This window comes from Pseudomonas sp. MNR3A (assembly GCF_009650575.1).
In the GTDB taxonomy this organism is placed as follows: Bacteria; Pseudomonadota; Gammaproteobacteria; order Pseudomonadales; family Pseudomonadaceae; genus Aquipseudomonas; species Aquipseudomonas machongensis.
The window spans coordinates 189,208-212,327 of the sequence record NZ_VZZS01000019.1 but is presented as its reverse complement, the minus strand read 5'-3'; the positions used below and the strand labels follow the sequence as shown (position 1 = coordinate 212,327).

At 62.4% G+C, this 23,120-nt stretch carries 21 protein-coding genes and 1 pseudogene; 9 read left to right on the top strand and 13 right to left on the bottom strand.

Annotated features, from left to right (window positions below; all coding sequences use genetic code 11):
- A pseudogene (locus tag F6X62_RS25285) lies at nt 1-380 on the top strand (hypothetical protein); the annotation flags it as partial.
- Nucleotides 381-443: 63 nt separating this feature from the next.
- Nucleotides 444-1,337, top strand: coding sequence for a formate/nitrite transporter family protein (locus F6X62_RS15440; protein ID WP_153774043.1), 894 nt, complete (start codon nt 444-446; stop codon nt 1,335-1,337).
- Between the two features lie 3 nt (nt 1,338-1,340).
- Here the strand turns inward: F6X62_RS15440 and F6X62_RS15435 are convergent, their stop codons facing one another.
- A complete protein-coding gene (locus F6X62_RS15435; protein WP_153774042.1) occupies nt 1,341-2,435 on the bottom strand; it encodes an MBL fold metallo-hydrolase in 1,095 nt (364 codons plus the stop codon).
- A gap of 128 nt (nt 2,436-2,563) precedes the next feature.
- Between F6X62_RS15435 and F6X62_RS15430 the strand changes: the two genes are divergently transcribed.
- On the top strand, nt 2,564-3,640 hold the full coding sequence (locus F6X62_RS15430) for a diguanylate cyclase (RefSeq protein ID WP_178117556.1): 1,077 nt from the start codon (nt 2,564-2,566) through the stop codon (nt 3,638-3,640).
- A gap of 10 nt (nt 3,641-3,650) precedes the next feature.
- On the opposite strand, the gene F6X62_RS15425 is transcribed toward F6X62_RS15430, so the two are convergent.
- Nucleotides 3,651-3,971 carry a DUF2025 family protein gene (locus F6X62_RS15425; protein ID WP_054891734.1) on the bottom strand — a complete coding sequence of 107 codons (321 nt, stop codon included), beginning with the start codon at nt 3,969-3,971 and terminating at the stop codon, nt 3,651-3,653.
- 125 nt (nt 3,972-4,096) lie between these two features.
- Entirely contained in the window at nt 4,097-5,017 is a 921-nt protein-coding gene (locus F6X62_RS15420; RefSeq protein WP_153774041.1) for a LysR family transcriptional regulator, read from the bottom strand.
- Between the two features lie 115 nt (nt 5,018-5,132).
- Between F6X62_RS15420 and F6X62_RS15415 the strand changes: the two genes are divergently transcribed.
- Nucleotides 5,133-5,891 carry an SDR family NAD(P)-dependent oxidoreductase gene (locus F6X62_RS15415; RefSeq protein ID WP_153774040.1) on the top strand — a complete coding sequence of 253 codons (759 nt, stop codon included), beginning with the start codon at nt 5,133-5,135 and terminating at the stop codon, nt 5,889-5,891.
- Here F6X62_RS15415 and F6X62_RS15410 read toward each other — a convergent pair.
- The gene (locus tag F6X62_RS15410) at nt 5,888-6,676 is read right to left on the bottom strand and encodes a LysR family transcriptional regulator (RefSeq protein ID WP_153774039.1); all 789 of its coding nucleotides are present in this window, start codon (nt 6,674-6,676) and stop codon (nt 5,888-5,890) included. The genes F6X62_RS15415 and F6X62_RS15410 overlap by 4 nt on opposite strands.
- A 101-nt stretch (nt 6,677-6,777) precedes the next feature.
- On the opposite strand from F6X62_RS15410, the gene F6X62_RS15405 reads away from it, so the two are divergent.
- Complete coding sequence (locus F6X62_RS15405; RefSeq protein WP_054891860.1) at nt 6,778-7,506, top strand: SDR family oxidoreductase; 729 nt, start codon at nt 6,778-6,780, stop codon at nt 7,504-7,506.
- 45 nt (nt 7,507-7,551) lie between these two features.
- On the opposite strand, the gene F6X62_RS15400 is transcribed toward F6X62_RS15405, so the two are convergent.
- From F6X62_RS15400 to F6X62_RS15380, 7 genes are all read right to left on the bottom strand, one after another.
- Nucleotides 7,552-8,421, bottom strand: coding sequence for an HlyD family secretion protein (locus F6X62_RS15400; protein WP_153774038.1), 870 nt, complete (start codon nt 8,419-8,421; stop codon nt 7,552-7,554).
- A gap of 11 nt (nt 8,422-8,432) precedes the next feature.
- A complete protein-coding gene (locus F6X62_RS15395; RefSeq protein ID WP_054891739.1) occupies nt 8,433-8,639 on the bottom strand; it encodes a DUF1656 domain-containing protein in 207 nt (68 codons plus the stop codon).
- On the bottom strand, nt 8,626-10,614 hold the full coding sequence (locus F6X62_RS15390) for an FUSC family protein (protein ID WP_063543512.1): 1,989 nt from the start codon (nt 10,612-10,614) through the stop codon (nt 8,626-8,628). The genes F6X62_RS15395 and F6X62_RS15390 overlap by 14 nt, the downstream gene beginning before the upstream one ends.
- 161 nt (nt 10,615-10,775) lie before the next feature.
- Nucleotides 10,776-10,892, bottom strand: a complete 117-nt coding sequence (gene ccoM, locus F6X62_RS25520; RefSeq protein ID WP_054891741.1) for a cytochrome c oxidase subunit CcoM — start codon at nt 10,890-10,892, stop codon at nt 10,776-10,778.
- A 133-nt stretch (nt 10,893-11,025) separates the two neighbouring features.
- Nucleotides 11,026-11,187 (bottom strand): hypothetical protein, encoded by a 162-nt coding sequence (locus tag F6X62_RS25215; RefSeq protein ID WP_172964788.1) that lies wholly within the window; start codon nt 11,185-11,187, stop codon nt 11,026-11,028.
- Nucleotides 11,188-11,254: 67 nt separating this feature from the next.
- The gene (locus F6X62_RS15385; protein WP_054891742.1) at nt 11,255-11,593 is read right to left on the bottom strand and encodes a hypothetical protein; all 339 of its coding nucleotides are present in this window, start codon (nt 11,591-11,593) and stop codon (nt 11,255-11,257) included.
- 110 nt (nt 11,594-11,703) lie between these two features.
- Nucleotides 11,704-12,399 carry a M949_RS01915 family surface polysaccharide biosynthesis protein gene (locus F6X62_RS15380; protein ID WP_153774037.1) on the bottom strand — a complete coding sequence of 232 codons (696 nt, stop codon included), beginning with the start codon at nt 12,397-12,399 and terminating at the stop codon, nt 11,704-11,706.
- Nucleotides 12,400-12,517: 118 nt separating this feature from the next.
- Here F6X62_RS15380 and rapA point away from each other — a divergent pair, with 118 nt between their 5' ends.
- Entirely contained in the window at nt 12,518-15,364 is a 2,847-nt protein-coding gene (gene rapA, locus F6X62_RS15375; RefSeq protein ID WP_153774036.1) for an RNA polymerase-associated protein RapA, read from the top strand.
- A 232-nt stretch (nt 15,365-15,596) separates the two neighbouring features.
- Nucleotides 15,597-17,861: a bifunctional diguanylate cyclase/phosphodiesterase gene (locus tag F6X62_RS15370; RefSeq protein WP_153774035.1), complete on the top strand. Its 2,265-nt coding sequence runs from the start codon at nt 15,597-15,599 to the stop codon at nt 17,859-17,861.
- On the opposite strand, the gene F6X62_RS15365 is transcribed toward F6X62_RS15370, so the two are convergent.
- The gene (locus F6X62_RS15365; protein ID WP_153774034.1) at nt 17,761-18,648 is read right to left on the bottom strand and encodes an NAD(P)-dependent oxidoreductase; all 888 of its coding nucleotides are present in this window, start codon (nt 18,646-18,648) and stop codon (nt 17,761-17,763) included. The genes F6X62_RS15370 and F6X62_RS15365 overlap by 101 nt on opposite strands.
- A gap of 194 nt (nt 18,649-18,842) precedes the next feature.
- Between F6X62_RS15365 and F6X62_RS15360 the strand changes: the two genes are divergently transcribed.
- Nucleotides 18,843-21,014 (top strand): hypothetical protein, encoded by a 2,172-nt coding sequence (locus tag F6X62_RS15360; RefSeq protein WP_153774033.1) that lies wholly within the window; start codon nt 18,843-18,845, stop codon nt 21,012-21,014.
- Nucleotides 21,015-21,201: 187 nt separating this feature from the next.
- On the opposite strand, the gene F6X62_RS15355 is transcribed toward F6X62_RS15360, so the two are convergent.
- Entirely contained in the window at nt 21,202-21,507 is a 306-nt protein-coding gene (locus tag F6X62_RS15355; RefSeq protein ID WP_153774032.1) for a DUF2288 domain-containing protein, read from the bottom strand.
- Nucleotides 21,508-21,868: 361 nt separating this feature from the next.
- Here F6X62_RS15355 and F6X62_RS15350 point away from each other — a divergent pair, with 361 nt between their 5' ends.
- Entirely contained in the window at nt 21,869-22,984 is a 1,116-nt protein-coding gene (locus F6X62_RS15350; RefSeq protein WP_054891749.1) for a branched-chain amino acid ABC transporter substrate-binding protein, read from the top strand.
- Nucleotides 22,985-23,120 lie beyond the last annotated feature (136 nt).

Here is a 23,120-nt window from a genome sequence, read left to right as displayed (position 1 = left end):
GGTTTTTAAGAAAACCTAAACTTGGCTCAGCAATCTCAAATGACTATGTGATTTCTCGCATGGCCACTTGTGATGCTGATAATCTTGGCGACCATCAGTCCGTACTCACAAGCACCCACACGAATTGCTTGATTCGATTTGTTAAAGAGCGTTTGGTTAAGAGCCTTTCGCCTCAACCGAGGCGCGCATTCTACGCTTTCCTCATTTGCTGTCAAGCGTTTATTTTGAAGTTTTTTCAAACCGCTTTCTTTCAAAAGCCTTCAACGTCAACAACTTACCGACTGCCTCGCTGCGTTCATCGCTGCGAGGAGGCGAATAATACGTGGTTTGAAATCAGAGTCAACACTTTGATCCAAAAAAACTTTTATCCGCCTCCATGAGCTCACCGGCAACTAATTCGAGCGCAATCGATCTGTAGAGAAACATCCCAGGAGCGCGACACGATGAGCCAAGCGCAGAACGAGAAAACCCCGGGCCTGTCGGCAGATGAAGAGCAGGAAGTCAGTCATAACCAGCCACCCCGCGCAGCAGTACTGCACGAGATCATCCGCGCCCAGGGCGATCAGGAACTGGAACGCACCCTGGCAGCCCTGTGGTGGTCGGCACTGGCCGCCGGCCTGACCATGGGCCTGTCGCTGATGGCGATGGGACTGTTCTATGCACGCCTGCCAGACAACGACAGCAGCCAGGTGATTGCCAGCCTCGGCTACGCCGCCGGTTTTCTTGCCGTGATCCTCGCTCGCCAACAGTTGTTCACCGAAAACACCCTGACTGCCGTGCTGCCGGTAATGACCGCCCCTACCCTCGCCAACCTCGGCCGCCTTATACGCCTGTGGACAGTGGTGCTGATGGGCAATCTTGCCGGCACGTTGCTGGTGGCCTGGGTGATGCTCGAGCTGCCGATCTTCGACAGCAAGACCGATGTGGCCTTTCTCGAAATCGGGCGCAAGGTGATGCACAACGATCCGAGCCAGATGTTTGCCAAGGGCATCATCTCGGGCTGGATGATCGCGACCATGGTCTGGATGATCCCATCCATGGAGAACGCCAAGATCTGGATCATCCTGATGATCACCTACCTGATGGCCCTGGGCGACTTCACCCATATCGTCGTCGGCTCGGTAGAAGTGTCTTATCTGGTCTGGGCCGGAGAGCAGACCTGGCCCAGCTTCTGGCTGGAGTTCGCCCTGCCGACCCTGGCCGGCAACATCATCGGTGGCAGCTTCATCTTCGCCCTCATCAGCCACGCCCAGGTACGCAGCGACAGCGGCAAGCCGCCGTCGAAGCTGCTGGATGATGAACAAGAGTCGCCAATAAAGAAGGGCCGTGAAAGCTGATACTCAGCGCACCGCCACTGCACGCTCGGTGCTGTCGCCTCGCTGACGCAAAGGCCTGGGCTGCCACCAGTTCTGCCCTGCATGGGGCGAATCCAGACTGACGCGCTCGCCCATCTGTGGCGTGCTCAACGGTACCTGGGCCTGCGCCGCCAGCGCGACGATGCGCTCGAAAGGCTCCTGCCAGCTGTGCAGGGAGAGATCGAACGTTCCGTTGTGGATCGGCAGCATCCAGCGTCCGCGCAGATCCAGGTGCGCTTGCAGGCTCTGCTCAGGCTGCATATGCACATTGGGCCAGGCCAGGTTGTAGGCACCGGTCTCCATCAATGTCAGATCGAAGGGTCCGAAGCGCTCGCCGATTTCGCGAAAGCCTTCGAAATATCCGGTATCACCACTGAAGAACAGGCGCAGCCCTTCATCGATCACCACCCACGACGCCCACAAGGTGCTGTTACTGTCGAACAGGCCGCGCCCAGAAAAGTGCTGCGCCGGTGTGGCGACGAAACGCACGCCTGCGACTTCGGTTTCCTGCCACCAGTCCAGTTGACGCACCTTGTCGCTCGGCACACCCCACTCGACCAAACGATCGCCCACGCCCAGCGGTGCAAGAAACTGGCCGGTGCTTGGCGCCAGCTGGCGTATGGCCGACTCATCGAGATGATCGAAATGGTCGTGGGACAGAATCACCGCTGCCAGCGGCGGAAGCTGGTCGATTGCCAGCGGCGAAGCGTGGAAGCGCAGCGGGCCGGCCCATTGCACGGGCGAGGCGCGTTCGGCAAATACCGGGTCTGTAATGAAGAAGTGCCCACGCAGTTTTAGCAGTACCGTGGAATGGCCCAGACGCCAGAGGCTGTGGTCCGGGGCATCGAGTACCTGCTGGCGGGTCATCGGCTGCAGGCTCGGGGGAGTGGCAGGACGTGTCTCGGGAGGTTTGCGCAGCAGCAGATACTTGAGGCCGATGCGCAATTTCTTGAGCACGCCATCCTTGGGCAGCTCGGCCTGGTTGTGAAAACGCCCATCCCTGTAAGGTGCCGGCTCGCCGGCGGGGGAAGCCATGGGGGCCATGAGCAGGAGCACTCCGAGGAGAAACAAAGGCTTCATGCTACCTCACAATGATCGGATCAACCGTGAATTGGCTTGTAAGGTCATTTTTCCGCCATGAATCATTGTTCAACAATATTCATGCAACTTATGCGATAAACGGCTTCTGCAGAAAAAGAACGATAGACATGATCGACAACAGAAGCGGCAAGGGGCTCTCCTTCGTCAGGCGCATCTATCTGCCGCGGACCATCGGCATGGGCATCGGCCTGTTCAGCGTCATGGCGGCACTTGCCCCGCTGCAACCACCCACCTGGGTGTGGCTGCTGATGCTATTCAACGGCCTGGCCTGGCCGCACTTGGCTTATCAATGGGCGATCCGCTCCCCGGCCCCCTACCGCGCCGAACAGCGCAACCTGTTGCTCGATTCGCTGAGTGGCGGTTTCTGGGCTGCAGCCATTCATTTCAATCCGTTGCCGACCGTGACCATCCTGTCGATGATGACCATGAACAACGTCGCTGCAGGCGGCAAGCGCATGGTACTGCGCGGGTTGGTCGCGCAACTGACAGGCATGCTGCTGGCCATGGCGCTGTTCGGCCCCGGGCTGCAACTGCAAGCCACGACATTGCAGGTCTATGCCTGCCTGCCAATGTTGACGCTCTACCCGCTGGCGCTCGGTTGGGTCTGCTATCAATTGGCGATCAAACTGGCCGACCACAAGCGTCGACTGAGCGCCCTGAGCCGCACCGACAGCCTCACCGGGCTGCTCAACCATGGCTCATGGAAAGACTTGCTGCTGCTGAGGTTCCAGATCTGCCACCAGCAGCAGGCCCCGGCCGTGATCGCCCTGATCGACATCGACCATTTCAAGACCATCAATGACACCTTCGGCCACGTGGTCGGCGATTGCGTGCTCCGCCAGCTGAGCCACGAGCTCAAGCGCGTCCTGCGCGACGATGACCTGGCCGGGCGCTACGGCGGTGACGAGTTCTGTCTGATCCTGCCTGCCACCGATCAAGACCAGGCGGGCGTTGCGATGGAGCGCCTGCGTGAGCAGGTCAGCGCCTATCGCAACCCGCAACTGCCGGAATTGCGCATCAGCCTGAGCATAGGCCTCTCGGCCTATCACCCTGGGCTGAAAACGCCCGAGCAGTGGCTTGAAGACGCCGACAAGGCCCTCTACACCGCCAAGCATCAAGGCCGCAACCAGGTCAACGTCGCCCGCAGCGAGGCTGGCCCTCTCAAGCTGGCCTACCCCGACTGAACCTGCTGGCTCAGCGCAGGCTACGCTCGGCGACGATCTCCGGCAGGTCGGTGCGGCGCAGATAGATCCGCAGCGGCTCGCCAATGTTCAGGCGATCGTCCACATGCTGTCGCAGCAACAGTGCCAGACGCTCACGGCAGAGCGCCATGCGCCGCCCCGACTCGGGACGCCAGACGAACTCGCTGCAGGGCGTGATGCTCGCATCCGCGACATCCATACCGAATGCGTCCTCGGAAAAGCGCACGATATGCGTGCCACGCTTGCCGTGAAAACCGACGAAGCCGTTGAGCTGCTCGGCAGCTGTGCAGATATCCTGGGATGTAATGGCCATGACGTTACCTCGCAAAGAAGTCGGAAGGAACGCACGCCAGGCAGGAACGGTTGCCTCTATCGGGCAACGCGCAGATCGTCTGTTGCGCAGCCTAACGCAACCTGCGCCGCCTTCGCCAAGGTTTTTCAGCGAGCGCCGGACACCGCCCGATCGAGCTGATCGGTCAACAGCGCCTCCATCCATCCCATGAACGCCTGTACCCGGCGCGGAACATGCCGCTGGCGCAGGTACAGCATCGTCACCGGCATGGCCCGGGCCTGCCAAGGTTCGAGCACCCGTACCAGATCTCCGCGCCGCACGTCCTCGGCAACACCCGCCGCTGGAACCTGGATCAGCCCCAGGCCGGCCAGGCCCGCGGCCGAATACGCCACGGCATTGTTCACCGTGAGCACACCCCTCATGGGCAGAAAACGCGATTGCCCGTCGACTTCGTACTCGAACCCCGGACTCTGCGCACCGAGCCTGGAGACGTAGTGCACGAGCTGATGCGTCGCCAGATCGTCCAGCGTGTGCGGCACGCCATGCCGGGCAAGGTATTCGGGGCTGGCGCAGTTGCACATGGTCATGCGCCCCAGTGGCCGGGCGGCCACATCCAGGTCACCCAATTCGCCCACCCGTAGTACGCAGTCAAAGCCACCTTGCAGCAGGTCGACACGCTGGTCGGTGCAACTGAGCTCCACTTCCAGGCGCGGATAGCGCAACAGAAAGCCTGAAAGGGCCGGCATCACCACCTTGCGCGCCATCATGGTCGGCATGTCGATACGCAGACGCCCGGCCAGCTCGGCCTCGTCGCTGCGAAACAGGCTCTCGATCTCGTCCATGCCTGACAGCAAATCCTTGCTGCGCTCGTAGAGCAGCAGGCCGTCCTGCGTCGCCTGCACGCGGCGCGTGGTGCGGTTGAGCAGGCGCGTGCCAAGCAAGCGCTCCAGTGCCCGGATTTGCTCCGAGACAGTCGAACGTGGCAAGCCAAGACTCTCACCCGCCAGGGTGAAACTGGACAGTTCACTGACCCTGACAAAGGTACGCAACAATTCCAGCTTGTTCATCGAGCCGCCTTGATAGTTCGAATATGGCGAACAGTATTTCCAAAACAGCAGGATTTAACAGCCTTTTTTCGACCAATAACCTGTGAGCACAGACTCCATCGACGAGGTAATCCACATGACCCGTAAAATCGCTCTGCTCACTGGCGCCAGCCGCGGCCTTGGCCGCAACACCGCCGAACATCTCGCGGCCCGCGGCATCGATGTCATCGGCACCTATCACAGCCGGGCCGACGAAGCTCAGGCCCTGGTCGAGCGCCTGGAACAGGCTGGGGTGCGTGCCGCCATGCTGCAACTGGATGTCGGCGACAGCCAAAGCTTCGCCGACTTCGCCGAACGCCTGGCGCACACCCTTGATCAACGCTTTGCCCGCCGACAGTTCGACTTTTTGGTGAACAACGCCGGTGTCGGCATACATGCACTGTTCAGCGAAACCACCGAGGCGCAGTTCGAGCAATTGCTGAACATCCACCTCAAGGGCCCGTTCTTCCTCACCCAACGCCTGCTTCCGCTACTGGCCGACGGGGGGCGCATCGTCAACATTTCAAGTGGCCTGGCACGCTTCTCGCTGCCCGGTTACTCCGCCTACGCGGCAATGAAGGGCGCCATGGAGGTGCTTACCCGCTACCAGGCCAAGGAGTTGGGTGAGCGCGGCATCCGGGTGAACATCCTGGCGCCGGGCGCCATCGAGACCGATTTCGGGGGTGGCACCGTGCGTGACAATCAGCAGGTCAACGCCTTCGTGGCCAGCAATACTGCCCTGGGCCGCGCCGGCCTGCCCGACGATATCGGCGCAGCCATCGCTCTGCTGCTTGGGGACGGTAATGGCTGGATTACCGGGCAGCGTCTGGAAGTCTCCGGCGGCATGTTCCTCTAACCCAGGCTGCTGCCGCTCAGTGCCTGCTGCAAGCTCGCCAAGGCAGGAATGTCCAGCGCCTGGGCGGCGTAGCACAACCCGACCCGACGCCTCAGCGCCGGGCCGGGCCCTGGTTGCCAGTAGACCCCTGGGTGGCGCTCGGCCAGCGACTGCGGCAACCAGGCCGCGCCCAGTCCGGCGGCGACCAACGCCAACGCGAGTTGCAATGATCCGGCCTGCGCCACCTGCTCACCCTCGCCATACAGCCCCATCAGGCGCTGGTGCGAAGGATGCTGCGGGCAGGTGATCCAGCGACCGTCGGTCTGGCTGCCGGTGGCCATGACCAGGACAAACGACTCTTCCCACAGCGCCAGGAAGAGCTCATCCTCACAGCGCTCGGTTTCATCGGCCAACCGCGCATCGCCCTGGCAACCGTCCAGCAACGTCAATTGCAGCCCAGGCACGGCCTGAGCCGCAAGACGCACGCATGCTTCGACCTGGGCCGGGGCGATATCGGCCTCGATACCCAGCACGAGCGGGACACGCTCCTGCTCTTGGCGAAAGCGCAGGCGCAGCGCCTCGGCTTCAGCAACCATGCGGCACGCCTGCGGATACAGCGCCCGCGCCTGCTCGCTGACGTCCACACCGCGGGCCTGGCGCAGGAACAGGCTGACGCCGAGGTCCTCCTCGAGTTGCCGGATGGTCACTGACAATGTCGGCTGAGCCACGCACAGGCGCTGCGCGGCCAAGGTGATGTTGCGCTCTTCGAACACGGCGATGAACGCCTTGAGATGACGAATATCCATAGATAAAACCGATGCCAGCCAGAGGAATAAGCCGTTTTTCATGGCCTGGATCGATGCTTACAATTCTGGCCATCGAAAACGATTATGCCTTGGAGGCGCTCATGAACAAACCTCTGATCATCATCACCGGCGCCAGCTCCGGTATCGGGGCCGCCACGGCCCAGCAATTCTCGGCCGCAGGTCACCCGCTGCTGCTGATCGCTCGTCGCCTGGAACGTCTCGAAGCATTGGCCCTGCCCAATTGCCTGTGCCGCGCCGTCGACATTCGCGACCGTGCCGCGCTGGTGGCGGCGGTGAACGAAGCCGAAGCCGTGTACGGCCCGGCCGATGCACTGGTGAACAATGCCGGCGTGATGCTGCTGGGCCAGGTGCACGAGCAGGATCCTGAGCAGTGGGACCGGATGATCGACATCAACGTCAAAGGCCTGCTCAACGGTGTGCATGCACTGGCGAGCGGCATGGTCGCACGACGCGCCGGCACCCTGATCAACGTCAGCTCCGTCGCCGGGCGCAAGACCTTCCCCAATCATGTCGCCTACGTCGGCACCAAATTCGCCGTGCATGGCCTGTCGGAAAACCTGCGCGAAGAGCTGGCGCCACACAACGTGCGTGTCGTCACCATCGCGCCGGGCGCGGTCGAGACCGAGCTGCTCGGCCACACCACCGACGAGGGCATCAAGCGCGACTACGAGTCGTGGAAAGCCAATGACATGGGCGGCGTAGTGCTCAAGGCCGAGGATGTGGCCGGGGCGATCGTCTGGGCGTACCAGCAGCCGCAACATGTGTGCATCCGCGAGATCGTACTGGCAGCCACTGCCCAGCAACCCTGATGGCAAGCGCTCCCACGGGCACGCCGGGCGTCCGTGGGAGCTGGCTCAGCGCTGCACCTCATCCTCCCGCACCTGCACACTCGCGGTCATCCCGGCGCTGAGATTCACCCCCGCGGGGATATCGTCCAGCCTGATCCTCACCGGTATCCGCTGCGCCAACCTGACCCAGTTGAAGGTCGGCTCCACCTCCGGCAACAACTGTCCGTCCGGGGTCGAGTTGCGGTCAGTGATGCCCCGGCTGATGCTCTCCACATGCCCATGCATGGCCTCCCCCGCCCCCATCAGCCAGACCTTCACCGGATCCCCGACACGAATGCGCGGCAGCTTGGTTTCCTCGAAATAGGCCTGGATATAGAAGGTCGAGTCGTCCACCAGCGCCATCATCGATTGCCCGGTATTGACGTAGTTGCCTTGGGCCAGTCGCAGGTTGGTGATGTGACCGTCGCGCGGTGCGCGCACTTCGCTACGGGCCAGGTTGATCTTGGCCACCTGCAGTTGCGCTTGCGCCTCGTGCAGTTCACCACGGGCGATGGCAGCGTTGATCTGGGCGTTCTCGCGCAGCTCGGCGCTGATCGCCTCCGGCCCAAGGGCCGTGCGCCGAGCCGCTTCGCGCTCACGCAGGCGCAACTGCTGGGTGCGGGTTTCAGCCAAGGCACTGGCCTGGTCGAAAGCCGCCTGGAAGCGCTCGTGATCGATGATCATCAATACATCGCCGGCCTTCACCGGCTGGTTGTCGTGGACCCGCAGTTCGCGCACCCAGCCGGACACGTCCGGGGCGATCACCACCACATCGGCCCGCACCCGCGCATCGCGCGTCCAGGGGGTAAGCATGTAGTACTGCCAGAGGTGATATCCGGCAAACACGGCAATGGCCACCACGCACAGGGTGACCAGGGTACGTACCGCTGTACGCATGGACTGACTCCTTACAAAGGTCCCAACAGATGTACCACCAACGACAGCACACAGACGAACAACGCCGCATCGAACAGCGCTTCATGCCAGATCCAGCGACCGAGTGGCGTCGCCTGCACCACCCAGCGCAACAGCCCAGTAAGCACCAACGCCATCAACACGTAGATCAGAAACGGGCTGAGCAATACGCCGCCCAGCGCCCACTCACGCAACCCCATGGACTTCCTCCTGCCAACGGCACCACTTGCCCCAGCTCTTCTGCAATTGCAGGACCGCGCCGATAGCCAGGCGCAGCGGGTCGCTCGACGGCTGGCGGCGCAGGGCCTCGATGAACTGCTCGCTGGCGGCATCCAGACGCTGGCCGCGCCCAGGCGCAGGGCCACTGGCCAGAACCGCCTCCAGTTGCTGCAGGTACTGGCGCTCGGCACCGGCCAACGGTACCTGGGCCACCGCCAGGCACATGCGCAGGTGCACCAGTTCGTCACCGATGTCCAAGCCATGCAGGCCATCGTCCCAACGCTTGCGCTCGGCCTCGGGCAACTCGCTGGCATGACGGGCCAACTGCATCAGGCGATCGGCCATGCGTCCACCAAACCAACTGTCGGCGCCCCGCAGGTCGCGATGGGTCAGGCGAACCAGGTCGCTCTGGGTGGCGGCCCTCAGGCGCCGACCCAGCCACTTCGGATGACGCAGCACGACCAACCGAAACGCCAGTACCGCCGCCCCCACACCGATGAGCATGGCCTGGGCGCTGTTGAGCATGCTGGCCACGTCGAAGTGCATGGCGTTCAGAGGCGCCACCAGCACGATGAAATGCAGGCAGTACGAAGTCGCCGTCGGCCCCGTGCGCGGATGGGCCATGCCCAGCGCACCGAAGAACAGCGGTACGCCCATGCCAAGACACAGCAAGGCGAAACTGCTCCATTGTGGCAACAGGATCTGCCCAACGAAAAACGCCACCGGAATCGCCAGCAAGATGCCACGCAGAAAGCTCAAGCCGATCTGCGCGCCGTTCTCGCGGCTGGCGAACAGGCTGCAGACCACGCAGGTCAGCACCAGGCCTCCGGGGGCCGAGGGCCAGGCCGTGGCCAGCCAGAAACTGCTCATGACCAGAAACGCCAACGCACTGCGCGAACCGAACAGCAGCGCCAGCGGCAGGTCGCGATGCGCCGCCAGGCCCAGCGATACATCCTTGGGCGTTCGCCCTTCCTCCACATCGAGCAGCGCCTGGGTGGCGGCCATGGCGAAGTCCAGCAGCAGGGCCAGGCGCGCCAGGCAGAAATGCTCGGCGGGGCTGATCTGTTCGTCGTGGGCTGCGTCCCAGATACGTTGGCGCAATAACAGAAGGCTGGGCTGATCGGGATTGGCCAACTGGGTCCGGACCTCCTCCAGCCAGGGCGCCAGGTGCGCCGCTTGCTGTTCGTCGAGCTGACGCCACTGACGACGCACCGAACGCGAAATGCGCAGCAGCACCATCAGCTTCTGGCTCAGGCCACGGATTGCGCGGGCCCGCTGGCGGCCACGACTGCCTTCGAACCAGGCATGTTCACGCTGAACGTCGATGGCGACGATGCGCCCAAGGATGTCCAGCAGCCCCTGGCGCGCCTCGTCTTCACCGCCGAGCATGGCGCTGGCGGTCTGCATGCCGTTCTGCCAGGCCTGCCGCGCCTGGCCGCCGAGTTGCTGCTCGACGCGCATCGGCCAGATCAGCGCGCTGGTGGCTGTGGCGCAGACGATGCCCAGGCAGATTTCGGTGCAGCGCGCCACCGCCTGGTCGAACACCTGTAAAGGGTGGTCGATCGCTGGCAATGCGATGATCGCTGCGGTATAGCCAGCCAGCACAAAGGCGTACGCCCAGGCACTGCGCAACTGGGTTGAAGCAGCGGTACAGAGCGCCAGCCACAAGGCAAGGGTCAGCAGGAACAACCACGGGGTCTGGGCGAACAGGCCGATGAACACCACCGACATGAACGTACCGACCAGGGTGCCGGCCAGTCGCGCCAGCCCCTTCTGCACCACCATGCCCGACAGCGGCTGGGCCACGATGAACGCCGTCATCAAGGCCCAGGCCGGTTGTTCCAACCCCCAGCGCAGCGCCAGCCACAGCGCCAGTCCACCGCCCAGCAGGGTCTTGATGGCGAACTTCAGAGCAGGGCTGGTGGGTGCGAACAGGGCCTGGAGGGTGATGGGCACGAAGCGGACCTTGCGGGGGGATATTGAATAGAACGATAGACAACGAACGGAAGAATAAAATGCAATCAACTAATTAGCTAGCTAATCATCTTTTAAAAAGATAAAAAAATAGGCGACCGAAGTCGCCCTAAATGCCTTGCGTGCTCGTATACCCGGAAGGATCAGCGCGATTTGCGCTTGTTCGCATCCTTCCAGATGAAAAGTCCCAGACCGGCAAAGAACGTCAACATCAACCCGACTGTCACCACACCGGCGATCACCACGTTGTCGAAGAACATGTCGGCCTCCCGATTCGTTGCCGTTGTCCGATGTGTGCAAGGTAACGAATGTGCGGGGAGGAGAAATTGACCAGGGTCAATAGGGCCCGGGACCGGGCACAGGAGGGGGCGCAGGTTTGACCTGCATCAGTTTTCAGCGCTTCTTGGGCTTGCTTTTGCCTTTCTTCTTCTTGCTTTTGCTCAACGGCATGGCCTGTTCGAAGGCCTGGCGCATTTCATCCAGGCGCTTGTCCTTGATGTCGTGGATGCGTTTGGCGCGCTCGGCGCCGAAGTCGATCAGGTTGTCTTGGCTCATGGGCGGGCTCGACTGACAGCGGATGCGCCCATGATGAAGCCTGATGGCGACGCTGAACAGCCCCGTCTCAGACTTCGATATCCACCAGCAACCCCTGACGCGGGCGCTCACCGAGCGGCGCCACCGGCACGGTATTGTCGGCATTGAGTTCATCGCCGGGCATGGCGCTGTAGAGTTCTTCCTGCTCGTCCTGGCGGCGTTGCTGACGGCGCTGCTGCTGGCGGCGTTGTTCCTCACGCAGCCGATAGGCTTCATCCTGCGGGTCGCGCTGCTGCTTGAGGTCGATGGTGCCATCGCTGGAGGCAGGCTGGGCCGGAACCACCGGAGGAATATTGGGGCTCTGCTTGACGGGGTCTTGTTGCGAGGTCACGGGGACGGCACTGAGCGGAATGATCGGCGGCAGCATGAGTCGGTTCTCCTGTAGCCACTGTGTCGGCCAGCCAAGGTGCGCCTTGAGCACATGGGCAAGGGTTTGTGCGGCCGGTCACAATACCGTCTGCAAAGTATAGACCGCGATCATTCGCCTTCGTCGTCGGGATCGTCGTCAGCGGGCTGGCTGGTTTCGCTCCAGGGCCGCTTGTAGACCTGTTGCCAGACCGCGTCCATGTGTTCGCGCAACACCTGCGGCGCACTCTTGAGCGACGCACTGTCCTCGCGCTCGCCACCGATGGGCTCCTCGCCCGCCGGGCTGATCTGCGACTGACCACTGATGCTGTAGATCGCCTCGCCTTCGCGCAGTTCGATGCTGATGTCGTGCGGGTCGATGCCGCCGCCACAGAAGGCGTGGCTGGCCACGGTGACCTCAGCGACACCATCCTTGTTCAGGTCGGTGACGTCGCTGACATCGGTATAGAAGTCGACATCCAGGTCCAGCCCCGGGCACGTTGTCTCCTGATCGATCTGCCAGCGTGGCTTGAACGCCTCGCTTTCGCTCGCACGCCCATAGAGCGTGGCCTTGAGCACGACCTTGTCGACTTCCTGTTCGCTGTCGGCATCGGTCGCCTGGCCGTCCACACGGCTGAGCACCAGCAGGCCTTCGCCTTCGCGGTCGTGGAAATGCACGCTCTTGAGCGGCGTCTGAACGCCCAGGACTTCCAGTTGCTCGACCGGAATCGGCGCGAGGATCTCGAACTTCTTCTGGTCACAGGCTGCGAGCAGCGCCAGGCTGCCCACGGCCAGGGAGAGGTTCAACCAGCGGTGCGTGACAGGCATGTTGGCGCGAGGCCCTCGTTGACTAAAGGGTATTCGTCGATGAAGTGGCTGAACGCTTTGGTCCGCCGGGCCTATCCGTTAAGATAGTGCGCTTTTTCATCGCGGGAGTTCAGGCAGTATGGCGCAGCAGTATCAACCGGGGCAACGCTGGATCAGCGACAGCGAAGCCGAGCTCGGCCTGGGAACCATCCTGGCGCAGGATGGCCGCCTGTTGACCGTGCTCTATCCGGCCACTGGCGATACCCGTCAGTACTCGCTACGCAACGCGCCGCTGACCCGCGTGCGCTTCTCGCCGGGTGACCAGATCACTCACTTCGATGGCTGGAAGCTGACCGTGCGCGAGGTCGAGGATGTCGATGGCCTGCTGGTCTACCATGGCCTGGACGGGCAGAACCAGGCGCGTACCCTGCCTGAGACGCAACTGTCGAACTTCATCCAGTTCCGCCTGGCCAGCGACCGTCTGTTCGCCGGGCAGATCGACCCGCTGTCGTGGTTCTCGCTGCGCTACAACACCCTGCAGCACAGCAGCAAGCAGATGCTCTCCTCGCTCTGGGGCCTGGGCGGCTGCCGCGCCCAGCCGATCGCCCACCAGTTGCACATTGCCCGTGAAGTCGCCGACCGTATCGCCCCGCGGGTATTGCTGGCCGACGAAGTAGGCTTGGGCAAGACCATCGAGGCGGGCCTGGCCATCCATCGCCAATTGCTGACGGGCCGTGCCAGTCGCGTGCTGATCCTGGTTCCGGAAAACCTTCAGCACCAGTGGCTGGTGGAAATGCGCCGGCGCTTCAACCTGCAGGTGGCACTGTTCGACGCCGAGCGTTTCATCGAGAGCGATGCCAGCAACCCGTTCGAAGATGCCCAACTGGCGCTGGTGGCGCTGGAGTGGCTGGTCGACGATGAAAAGGCCCAGGACGCCCTGTTCGCCGCCGGCTGGGACCTGATGGTGGTCGACGAAGCCCACCACCTGGTATGGCACGAGGAGCAGGCCAGTGCCGAATACGCGCTGGTCGAGCAGTTGGCCCAGGTCATTGCTGGCGTGCTGCTGCTCACTGCAACCCCCGAACAGCTTGGCCAGGACAGTCATTTCGCCCGCCTGCGCCTGCTCGACCCCAACCGTTTCCACGACCTGGCCGCCTTCCGCGCCGAGAGCGAGCACTATCGCCCAGTAGCCGAAGCCGTCCAGGAGTTGCTCGACGAAGGCCGCCTGTCGCCCAAGGCCCACGCCACCATTCACAATTTCCTCGGCGCCGAGGGCGAAGCCCTGCTGGCCGCAGTCAGCGATGGCGACAGCCAGGCCAGCGCACGCCTGATCCGCGAATTGCTCGACCGCCATGGCACCGGCCGCGTGCTGTTCCGCAACACCCGCGCCGCGATCCAGGGCTTCCCCGAGCGCCAACTGCACCCCTACCCGCTCGCCAACCCCGAACCGTACAGCGCGCTGCCCGCCGGTGAGCGTGCCGAGCTGTACCCGGAAGTGGCCTTCCAGGCCCAGGGCGAAGGCAGCGACGACGAACGCTGGTGGCGCTTCGACCCACGGGTCGATTGGCTGATCGACACCCTGAAGATGCTCAAACGCACCAAGGTTCTGGTGATCTGCGCCCATGCCGAGACCGCCATGGACCTGGAAGACGCCCTGCGTGTGCGCTCCGGCATCCCCGCGACGGTATTCCATGAAGGCATGAGCATCCTTGAGCGTGACCGCGCCGCCGCGTACTTTGCCGACGAAGAATTTGGCGCGCAGGTGCTGATCTGCTCGGAAATCGGCAGTGAAGGCCGCAACTTCCAGTTCGCCCACCACCTGGTGATGTTCGACCTGCCGGCGCACCCGGACCTGCTCGAGCAACGCATCGGTCGCCTCGACCGGATCGGTCAGAAACACACCATCCAGCTGCACATCCCGTACCTGCAGGACAGCCCGCAAGAGCGCCTGTTCCAGTGGTACCACGAAGGCCTGAATGCCTTCCTCAACACCTGCCCGACCGGCAGCGCCCTGCAGCACCAGTTCGGCACGCGCCTGCTGGCGCAACTGGTCGGCGTCGACAATGCCGCCTGGAGCGCCTTGGTCGCTGAAGCCCGCGGCGAGCGCGAGCGCCTGGAGGCCGAACTGCACAGCGGCCGCGACCGCCTGCTGGAGCTCAATTCCGGCGGCGCTGGCGAAGGCGAAGCACTGGTCGAGGCGATTCTCGAGCAAGATGACCAGTTCGCCCTGCCTATCTATATGGAAACCCTGTTCGACGCCTTCGGCATCGACAGCGAAGACCATTCGGAAAATGCGCTGGTGCTCAAACCCAGCGAGAAGATGCTCGACGCGAGCTTCCCGCTGGGCGACGACGAAGGCGTGACCATCACCTACGACCGTGGCCAGGCCCTGTCGCGCGAGGACATGCAGTTCCTGACCTGGGAACACCCGATGGTGCAGGGCGGCATGGACCTGGTGCTGTCCGGCTCGATGGGCAACACCGCCGTGGCGCTGATCAAGAACAAGGCGCTCAAGCCTGGCACCGTGCTGCTCGAACTGCTCTATGTCAGCGAGGTGGTGGCACCACGTAGCCTGCAACTGGGTCGCTACCTGCCCTCGGCCGCCTTGCGCTGCCTGCTCGATACCAATGGCAACGACCTGGCGCCGCGGGTTGCCTTCGAAACCCTCAACGACCAGCTCGAAAGCGTACCCAAGGCCAGCGCCAACAAGTTCATCCAGGCCCAGCGCGATGTCTTGGCCAAGCGCATCGCCGCTGGCGAGGCGAAGGTACTGCCGGTGCATGACGAGCGTGTCGCCGAGGCGCAGCGTCGCCTGGCCGCTGAAGCCGACGAGGAGCTGGCTCGCCTGACGGCGCTCAAGGCAGTCAACCCGAGCGTGCGTGACAGCGAGATCGATGCCCTGCGCAAGCAGCGCGAACAGGGCCTGGCGATGCTCGAAAAGGCCGCGCTGCGCCTGGAAGCGATTCGCGTGCTGGTGGCCGGCTGACAAAACGGCGAGCCCGCTCCCGCAGCGTTGTACATGCAGGAGCGGGCTTGCCCGCGAAGCACGCGCCGCCTCATCTGTTTTTATAACCTTCCGCTATTGACCTCATGTCCAAATGGTAGAGATCAAACTGCCATTAATCAGGAAGGCCTAGCTCCCCTTTCCTATACTCCGGTTTCAACGGTCTCCACCACGCTGTTTGGGGACGAGTGCAAACTCGACGAAGAGACAGGCAATGGAGTGGCTGGGACTTCAATTGTTCGCCGAGCTTCCGGCGAGCGGACAAATCATCCTCGACTGCCGTCATAACCCTTTCCTGGTCATGCTCGCCTACCTGGTGGCCTGCGCTGCATGCTTCGCCACCCTGGACATGGCCGAGCGGCAAAGTCACAGCGAGGGGCTCAACGCCCGCCGCCAATGGCGGATTCTGGGTGCCTGCTGCCTGGCCAGCGGTATCTGGGCCATGCACTTCATCAGCCTGCTGGCGTTCCAGGCGCCGCTTGAAGTGCATTACGACATGCCGCTGACCGCCCTCTCGCTGATCATCGCCCTGCTCGCCGCGTGGCTGGCAATGAACAGCCTCGATCGCACTGTGATGCAGTGGCGTCATTACCTGCAGGCTGCGCTGGCGATCGGCCTCGGCATCACCGTGATGCATTACGTCGGCATGGCCGCCCTGCAGACCAGCGCCCTGCAGTACTACCAGACCCCACTGCTGGTCGCCTCGCTGGGCATCGCTGTAGTCACCAGCCTGGTGGCGCTGCTGATGGCCCGACACTTTCGCAGTGGCAGCGGCACCCTGCATCTGGTGATGAAGTACGGCGCCAGCCTGATGATGGCGGCAGGCATCGTCCTCACCCACTTCACGGGCATGGCGGCACTGTCGCTGGTCATTCCAGACAACCTGCCCCTGCAACTGCCCTCGGCCAACAACAGCCTGCAGTTGGGGCTGACCATCGCGTTCATCACCCTGCTGATCAGTGGCAGCAGCATCAGCGCTGCACTGGCCGACAAGAAGCTGCAAAGCAAGGAACATGACCTGCGGCGGGTCAATGTGCTGCTCAGCCAGCTCGACCAGGCCCGTGCCTCGCTGCAACAGGCCGCCCACTACGATGCCTTGACCAACCTGATCAATCGCCGCGGCTTCAACCAGGTCTTTGCCGAACGCCTGGCCGAGCAGACCGCAAGCGAAGGCATGCTGGCCGTGATGTTCCTCGACATCGACCACTTCAAGCGCATCAACGACAGCCTCGGGCACGCCGCTGGCGACGAACTGCTCAAGGTGATCGCCGGACACATCAAGGCGGCGACCCGCTCCCAGGACGTGGTGGCGCGTTTTGGCGGCGATGAGTTCTGCATCGTCACCAGCCTGCACAACCGCGACGAAGCCCGTCACCTGGCGCAACGCATCATGCAGCGCATGAAGGAGCCCATCGATCTCGGTGGGCGACGCATGGTCATGACCACCAGTATCGGTATCAGCATCTTTCCCGACGATGGACGCAGCGCCGAGGAGCTGCTGAAGAATGCCGACCTGGCGCTGTACCAGTCCAAGGGTGGCGGGCGCAACAACCTGAACTTCTTCAACAGCAGCCTGAAGACCCGCGCCACGCTCGAGTTGCAACTGGAAGAGGAACTGCGCGTGGCGCTGCTCGATGAGCGCGGATTGTGCGTGCATTACCAGCCGATCTTCGACCTGCACAGCGCACGGGTCGCCAAGCTGGAAGCCCTGGTACGCTGGCAGCACCCGCAGCATGGCCTGCTCGGCCCCGACCGCTTCATCGGTATTGCCGAAGCCAATGGCCTGATCGCCGAACTCGACCTCTGGGTACTGCGCCGCGCCTGCGAAGACGTGGCAGAACTCAACCGCCTGGGCTACGGACACCTCAAGGTCACGGTCAATTGCTCCGCCGTGACACTGGGGCGCGAGGAACTGGCCAGCGAAGTGGAGATGGCCTTGTTCCAGGCCGGTGTGGCTGCTCGCCAACTGGAACTGGAAGTCACCGAAAACGCCCTGATGGGCGATATCCACCGCACCATCAACCTGCTCAAACGCATCCGCGCTCAGGGCGTGGCCCTGTCGATCGACGACTTCGGCACCGGCTATTCATCGCTGGCCTACCTCAAGCGCCTTCCCCTGGACGTGCTGAAGATCGACCGCTCGTTCATCCAGGATGTGCCAGGCAGCCAGCAAGACCGAGAGATCGTCCAGGCCATCATCATCATGGCCCACACCCTGCACCTGCAGGTCGTCACCGAGGGCGTGGAAACCGACGAGCAACGCGCATTTCTCGCCGCCCAGGGCTGCGATTTCCTTCAAGGCTACCTGCTCAGCCGTCCGGTACCGTTGACCGACCTGCCGCTGGTGCTGGAGCGGCTCGACAATCTGGACAGCGACTTCATTCCCGAGCGCGGAACAGCTCTACCAGGGTCGCCGGATCGTTTTGCAGATGCCCCTGGCTGCCGTGCAGGCGCATCAGTTGCGCGGCGAGGCCACTGATGGGTGTTGCCGAACCTTGCTCGCGGGAAAACTTCACTGCAGTGTCGAGGTCCTTGAGCAAGGTGCGCACATGCCATTTGACCGGGGTGTAGCGACTTTGCGCCATCTGTGGCGCGAGGATCTGCAGCGGCCGGGAGTCGGCGAATCCGCCGCAAAGCGCTTCGGCGATCAGGCTGGCATCCACCCCTGAACGTTCGGCCAGGGCCACCACCTCGGCAATCACCAAGGCATTGCAGGCAACGATCATCTGGTTGCAGGCCTTGGTCACCTGGCCGGCACCAACCGCCCCCATGTGCGTCACGCGCTGGCCGAGGGTCAGCAACACCGGGCGCACGCGCGCCAGGTCCGCAGCGTCACCGCCCACCATGATCGCCAGGGTACCCGCCTCGGCGCCTGGCGTACCGCCGGACACTGGCGCATCCAGCCAGGCCATGCCGCACAGGGCCGCAAGCTCCGCGGCCATGTCGCGGGTGGCGGTTGGCTCGAGGCTGGAGAAATCCACCAGCAACTGGCCGCTGCGCCCGCCCTGGGCGATGCCTTGCTCGCCGAACACCACCTCGCGGACCACGCCCGTGTCGGCCAGGCACAGCAGCACGATGTCAGTGTCACGGCACAACGCCGCCGGGCTCTCGGCCAGGCGTGCGCCAGCGGCGACCAGCTCGGCGCACTTCTGCGGGCTGCGGTTCCACACGGTCAGCGGGTAGCCGGCAGCCAGCAGACGACGGCACATCGGCAGGCCCATCAGGCCGATCCCGGCGAATCCCAGGGAAGGCAATGCAGTACTCATGAACGACTCCAGGCAAGGATTAAAGAAGCGCGACCTTCGGACGATGCAGTGCAGATGCCAGCACGAACCCCTAACGACCATAGGGTAAACCCCTATCGCATAGGCAAAAGGCGCACTGCTACAGTCGCCGGATTTACGTAATGGCCAGATGACATATCTTCCGACCGTCCACCACTCCAGGCAAATGGCGCACTATGACCTCCAATAATACTTCTGCCAATGCAGTGCCCGAGCCCTCCACCAACAGCACCTCGTTGACCCTCGGTGGCGGCCAGGCCACCCGCAACGTCCCCGCGCAATACCTGTACTTCACCGAGAGCGATATCCAGCGCATCCTCGACAACCTCGACGGCCTGCGTGACCTGGTATTCCCGCAGGGCCTGCACGCGGAAGACGAAAGCCAATTGCGTCTGGACCAGCAGTTCCCCTCGGTATGCCTGATCGGCCTGGGGCGCTGTGGTTCGAACATTGCCCTGGACGTGGCGGAACTGGTGTACAACGCGCGCACCTTCTTCCTCAACGAGTTCAACAACGAAGACCGCAACAGGAACGAAGGCGGCTACAGCCCTGCACGCTGGATCCGACAGAACCTGCGCCTGGTACAGAACAAGGGCGCCAAACCGGTATTTCTGGTCGAGCCACTGGTGATGCTCGGCGATCTGGACAAGGACATCGCCGGGCGCATCCGCTTCTCGCGCAAGGGTGAGCGCGGCGGGTTCCTGCGCGACTATAGCAAGATGAAGATCATGGACCTGTCCGAGGTGCACGCCGGCGGCGCCGGCAATGCGCCGATCCTCGGCCAGTACCTGGCCAAGATCATCCTCAACAAGGATACCCAGCGCTTCTCGAGCGCCGACTGGAAACTGATCCACTCCTACCTGATCGATTCCTGCGGCATCAAGGCCAACCAATCGCGCCTGTATTTCTACATCTTCAGCGCTGGCGGTGGCACCGGCTCAGGGATGGCCTCGGAGTTCGGGCTGGCCCAGCAGTACTCGTACATGAACAAGACTTTCGACACCAAGCCGGCTGACGAGAACGACGGCAAGGGCGGGCATTCTTTCGTTTTCGAGCCGATCTTCACCAGCGGCATCTGTGTGCTGCCCAATGCCTCCGACCACCGCAGTGAAATGTCCGAGGCCTTGCACATCAATGCCGGGCGCCTGTTGTGCAAATACTTGTCCGAAGAATGGGATTTCTCGTACAACTTCGATAACGAAGACAGCAGCGAAGCCAGCGTCATGGGGCGCATCCGCCCGTGGAACGCCATGATGCTGATCTCCAACGACATCATGCGCTACGCCGAAGAGAGCGATGACGGAACGATCCAGAACATCGACGTCAATGCCATGGAGAAGCACGCCAACCAGTACATCTCCCAGCAGATCTTCAACATCCTCACCGCGCAGGCCGTGACCACCGACTACGACCAGAACTACTTCCGCCGCGCCGGCATCGACATTGGCGAAACCATCCGCCTGGACGCCAACGACCTCTTCATGAGCCTCGCGGGCCCGGTAGCCATCGCCTATGCCGAATCGGTAGTGCCGGAGGCGCCCGCGCAGGCCTCGGACAAGTTCAAGGTGTTCGAACGCGAATCGCCGCGCCTGGACATCGACGACCTGTTCTTGCGCTCCATCGACCTGCCCCACTTCAACAAACAGACCCAGGCCATCGAGGGCATCAGCCTGCTGCCCATCGAGTCGCGCCGCTATCGCGCGGCACTGGAGCAGTACCAGGCCTCGGGTTTCGACGCGGCGGCACTGCACGACCTGCATTTCTTCAAGAACTGCTCGTCAGTGGTATCGATCGTGTCGCTGCCCAAGGACTACAAGCTGTCGTACATGGACCTGAACCGGCTCAAGACCCACCTCAACAGCCTGTTCCCCAACACCACGCTCAAGCGCTACGCGTTGGTGATCGGCGCCTCGGCCAACCTGTCGCTGACCACCCTGATCGCCAAGAGCCCATGCCTGTCGGACGACTTCCTGACGCTGATCGTGGCCTTCATCAAGCGCTGCTTCGCGCGCACACCCTACCGTTTCGACGACACGCTGGACAACGCCATCCTGGAATTCATCACCAGCGAACATTTCGATGAAGACCGTATCGATGACCTGCTAAACGAGTTCGAGAATCCGGCGAAAATACTCGATACCAACTGGTATGCGATCAAACCGATGTACGAGAAGAAGTACCGCGAGCTGATCAACGACAAGAGCCGCTTCGTCTCGATCAACGACATCCGCCTGTCGCGCGAATGCGTGAAGAAAGCGGTGAAGTACCTGCGCGAGATCTTCAGGCATCGGATCGGCAAGACCCGGGTGATTTCGCTCAACAGCCATACCGGGCGGGTGGATTACTGAGGGCTGGCACGTCACTGCTGCAGGAGTGGCGGTTCGCCACCCCTGCAGGGGGTATTACGCATCCCGTAAACTGTTACCGCACTGGCGAACGCCCCGGCGACTTGTTACTTACTTCCACCTTACGTCAGCGTCAACGCGCACCAACAAGGTGCGATCAACTCCTTTTTCGCACTAAAAACGCCCGCGATTATTCCGCTTTCTTCATCTGGATCACGATGAACGGCGAAACCACCACCGCCCAGATCTCAGGATCACGGGTTTGCAGGTCTAGCGCCTGCTCTGCAGTGAGCGGTCCGACAACGCCATCATTACGCCACTTGGCGAAGATTTCGCTGCGATTCTCGGCCATCGCCTCGGCAACAGCGATCAGGTCAAGGCTGGGGTCGACCCAAATCAGGTCACCCTTGGCCCAGAAACGCTCCAAGGCTTTCCACTCGATAATCGCGGTCTCGCCGAGCAATTTGGCATAGAGGGTGCTTGTGTGATCAGTCATGGGGGTTCCTGCCGACAGAATGGCCGTTTGTAAAAGGCCGGCATTTTTGCAGAAAAACCCGGTTTCAAATACGTAATTTGATCGACGGGCCCCGGTTGTATGGGGTTGGGCCCAGGATAGAGGCAAAGTGATGGCGCTTTTCTGTATCTTTATGTCGATCATGCGACACCCCGGGAAACAGGCGCTTTTTGCCCGCTTTTCAAGCGCTCGAACAGCGCTCTACACTGTACCGGTACAGTTCCGGGACATGTTCCGGGGGAAGGTGGGCTTGCGACATGGCACGAGCGTGCCGCAAATCCCGCCCGGTCTGTAGCCCTGGCCGCCAGGACTATAAGAATTACAACAGAATGAGTGGAGCACTATGATCAAGATTTCCAAGCTGTTCGCCGCAATGGTCCTGGCCGGGGTAGCCAGCCATTCGTTTGCCGCCGACACCATCAAGATCGGCATCGCCGGTCCCAAGACCGGTCCGGTAACCCAGTACGGCGACATGCAGTTCATCGGCGCCAAACAGGCCATCAAAGACATCAACGCCAAGGGTGGCGTCGACGGCAAGATGCTCGAGGCCAAGGAATATGACGACGCGTGCGACCCGAAACAGGCCGTTGCAGTCGCCAACAAAGTGGTCAACGACGGCGTCAAGTTTGTCATCGGCCACCTGTGCTCCAGCTCCACCCAGCCTGCGTCCGACATCTACGAAGACGAAGGCGTGATCATGATCACCCCCGCCGCCACCTCCCCGGAAATCACCGCCCGTGGCTACAAGCTGATCTTCCGCACCATCGGTCTGGACAGCGCCCAGGGCCCGGCAGCCGGCAACTACATTGCCGACCACGTCAAGCCCAAGGTCGTTGCCGTCCTGCACGACAAGCAGCAGTACGGTGAAGGCATCGCCACCGCGGTCAAGCAGACCCTCGAGAAGAAAGGCACCAAGGTCGCCGTCTTCGAAGGCCTGAACGCCGGTGACAAGGACTTCTCCTCGATCATCCAGAAGCTCAAGCAGAACAACGTCGACTTCGTCTACTACGGTGGCTACCACCCAGAGCTGGGCCTGATCCTGCGCCAGGCGCAAGAGAAGGGCCTGAAAGCCAAGTTCATGGGTCCGGAAGGTGTCGGCAACGACTCCATCTCGCAGATCGCCCAGGGCGCTTCGGAAGGCCTGCTGGTCACCCTGCCGAAGTCGTTCGACGCTGATCCTGAGAACAAGGCAATCGTCGACGCCATCAAGGCTGACGGCAAGGATCCTAGCGGTCCGTTCGTGTTCCCGGCCTACTCCGCTGTCGAGCTGATCGCCAAGGGTATCGAAGCCGCCAAGTCCGAAGACACCGACAAGGTGGCAGCCGCCATCCACGCCGGCAAGTTCAAGACCCCGACCGGCGAGCTGTCCTACGACGAGAAAGGTGACCTGAAAGACTTCAAGTTCGTGGTCTACGAATGGCACTTCGGCAAGCCGAAGACCGAAGTCTCCCCTCAGTAACTGCGTGACTAATAGCTGACCGAGAAGCCCACTGTGCGAGCAGTGGGCTTTGTTTTACGAGGTTCATGGACCTGATTCCCGCGATCCGGGAGCCGGTTCACCTGAAAATCTTAAAACCGTCACCCGCGGTTTCCTG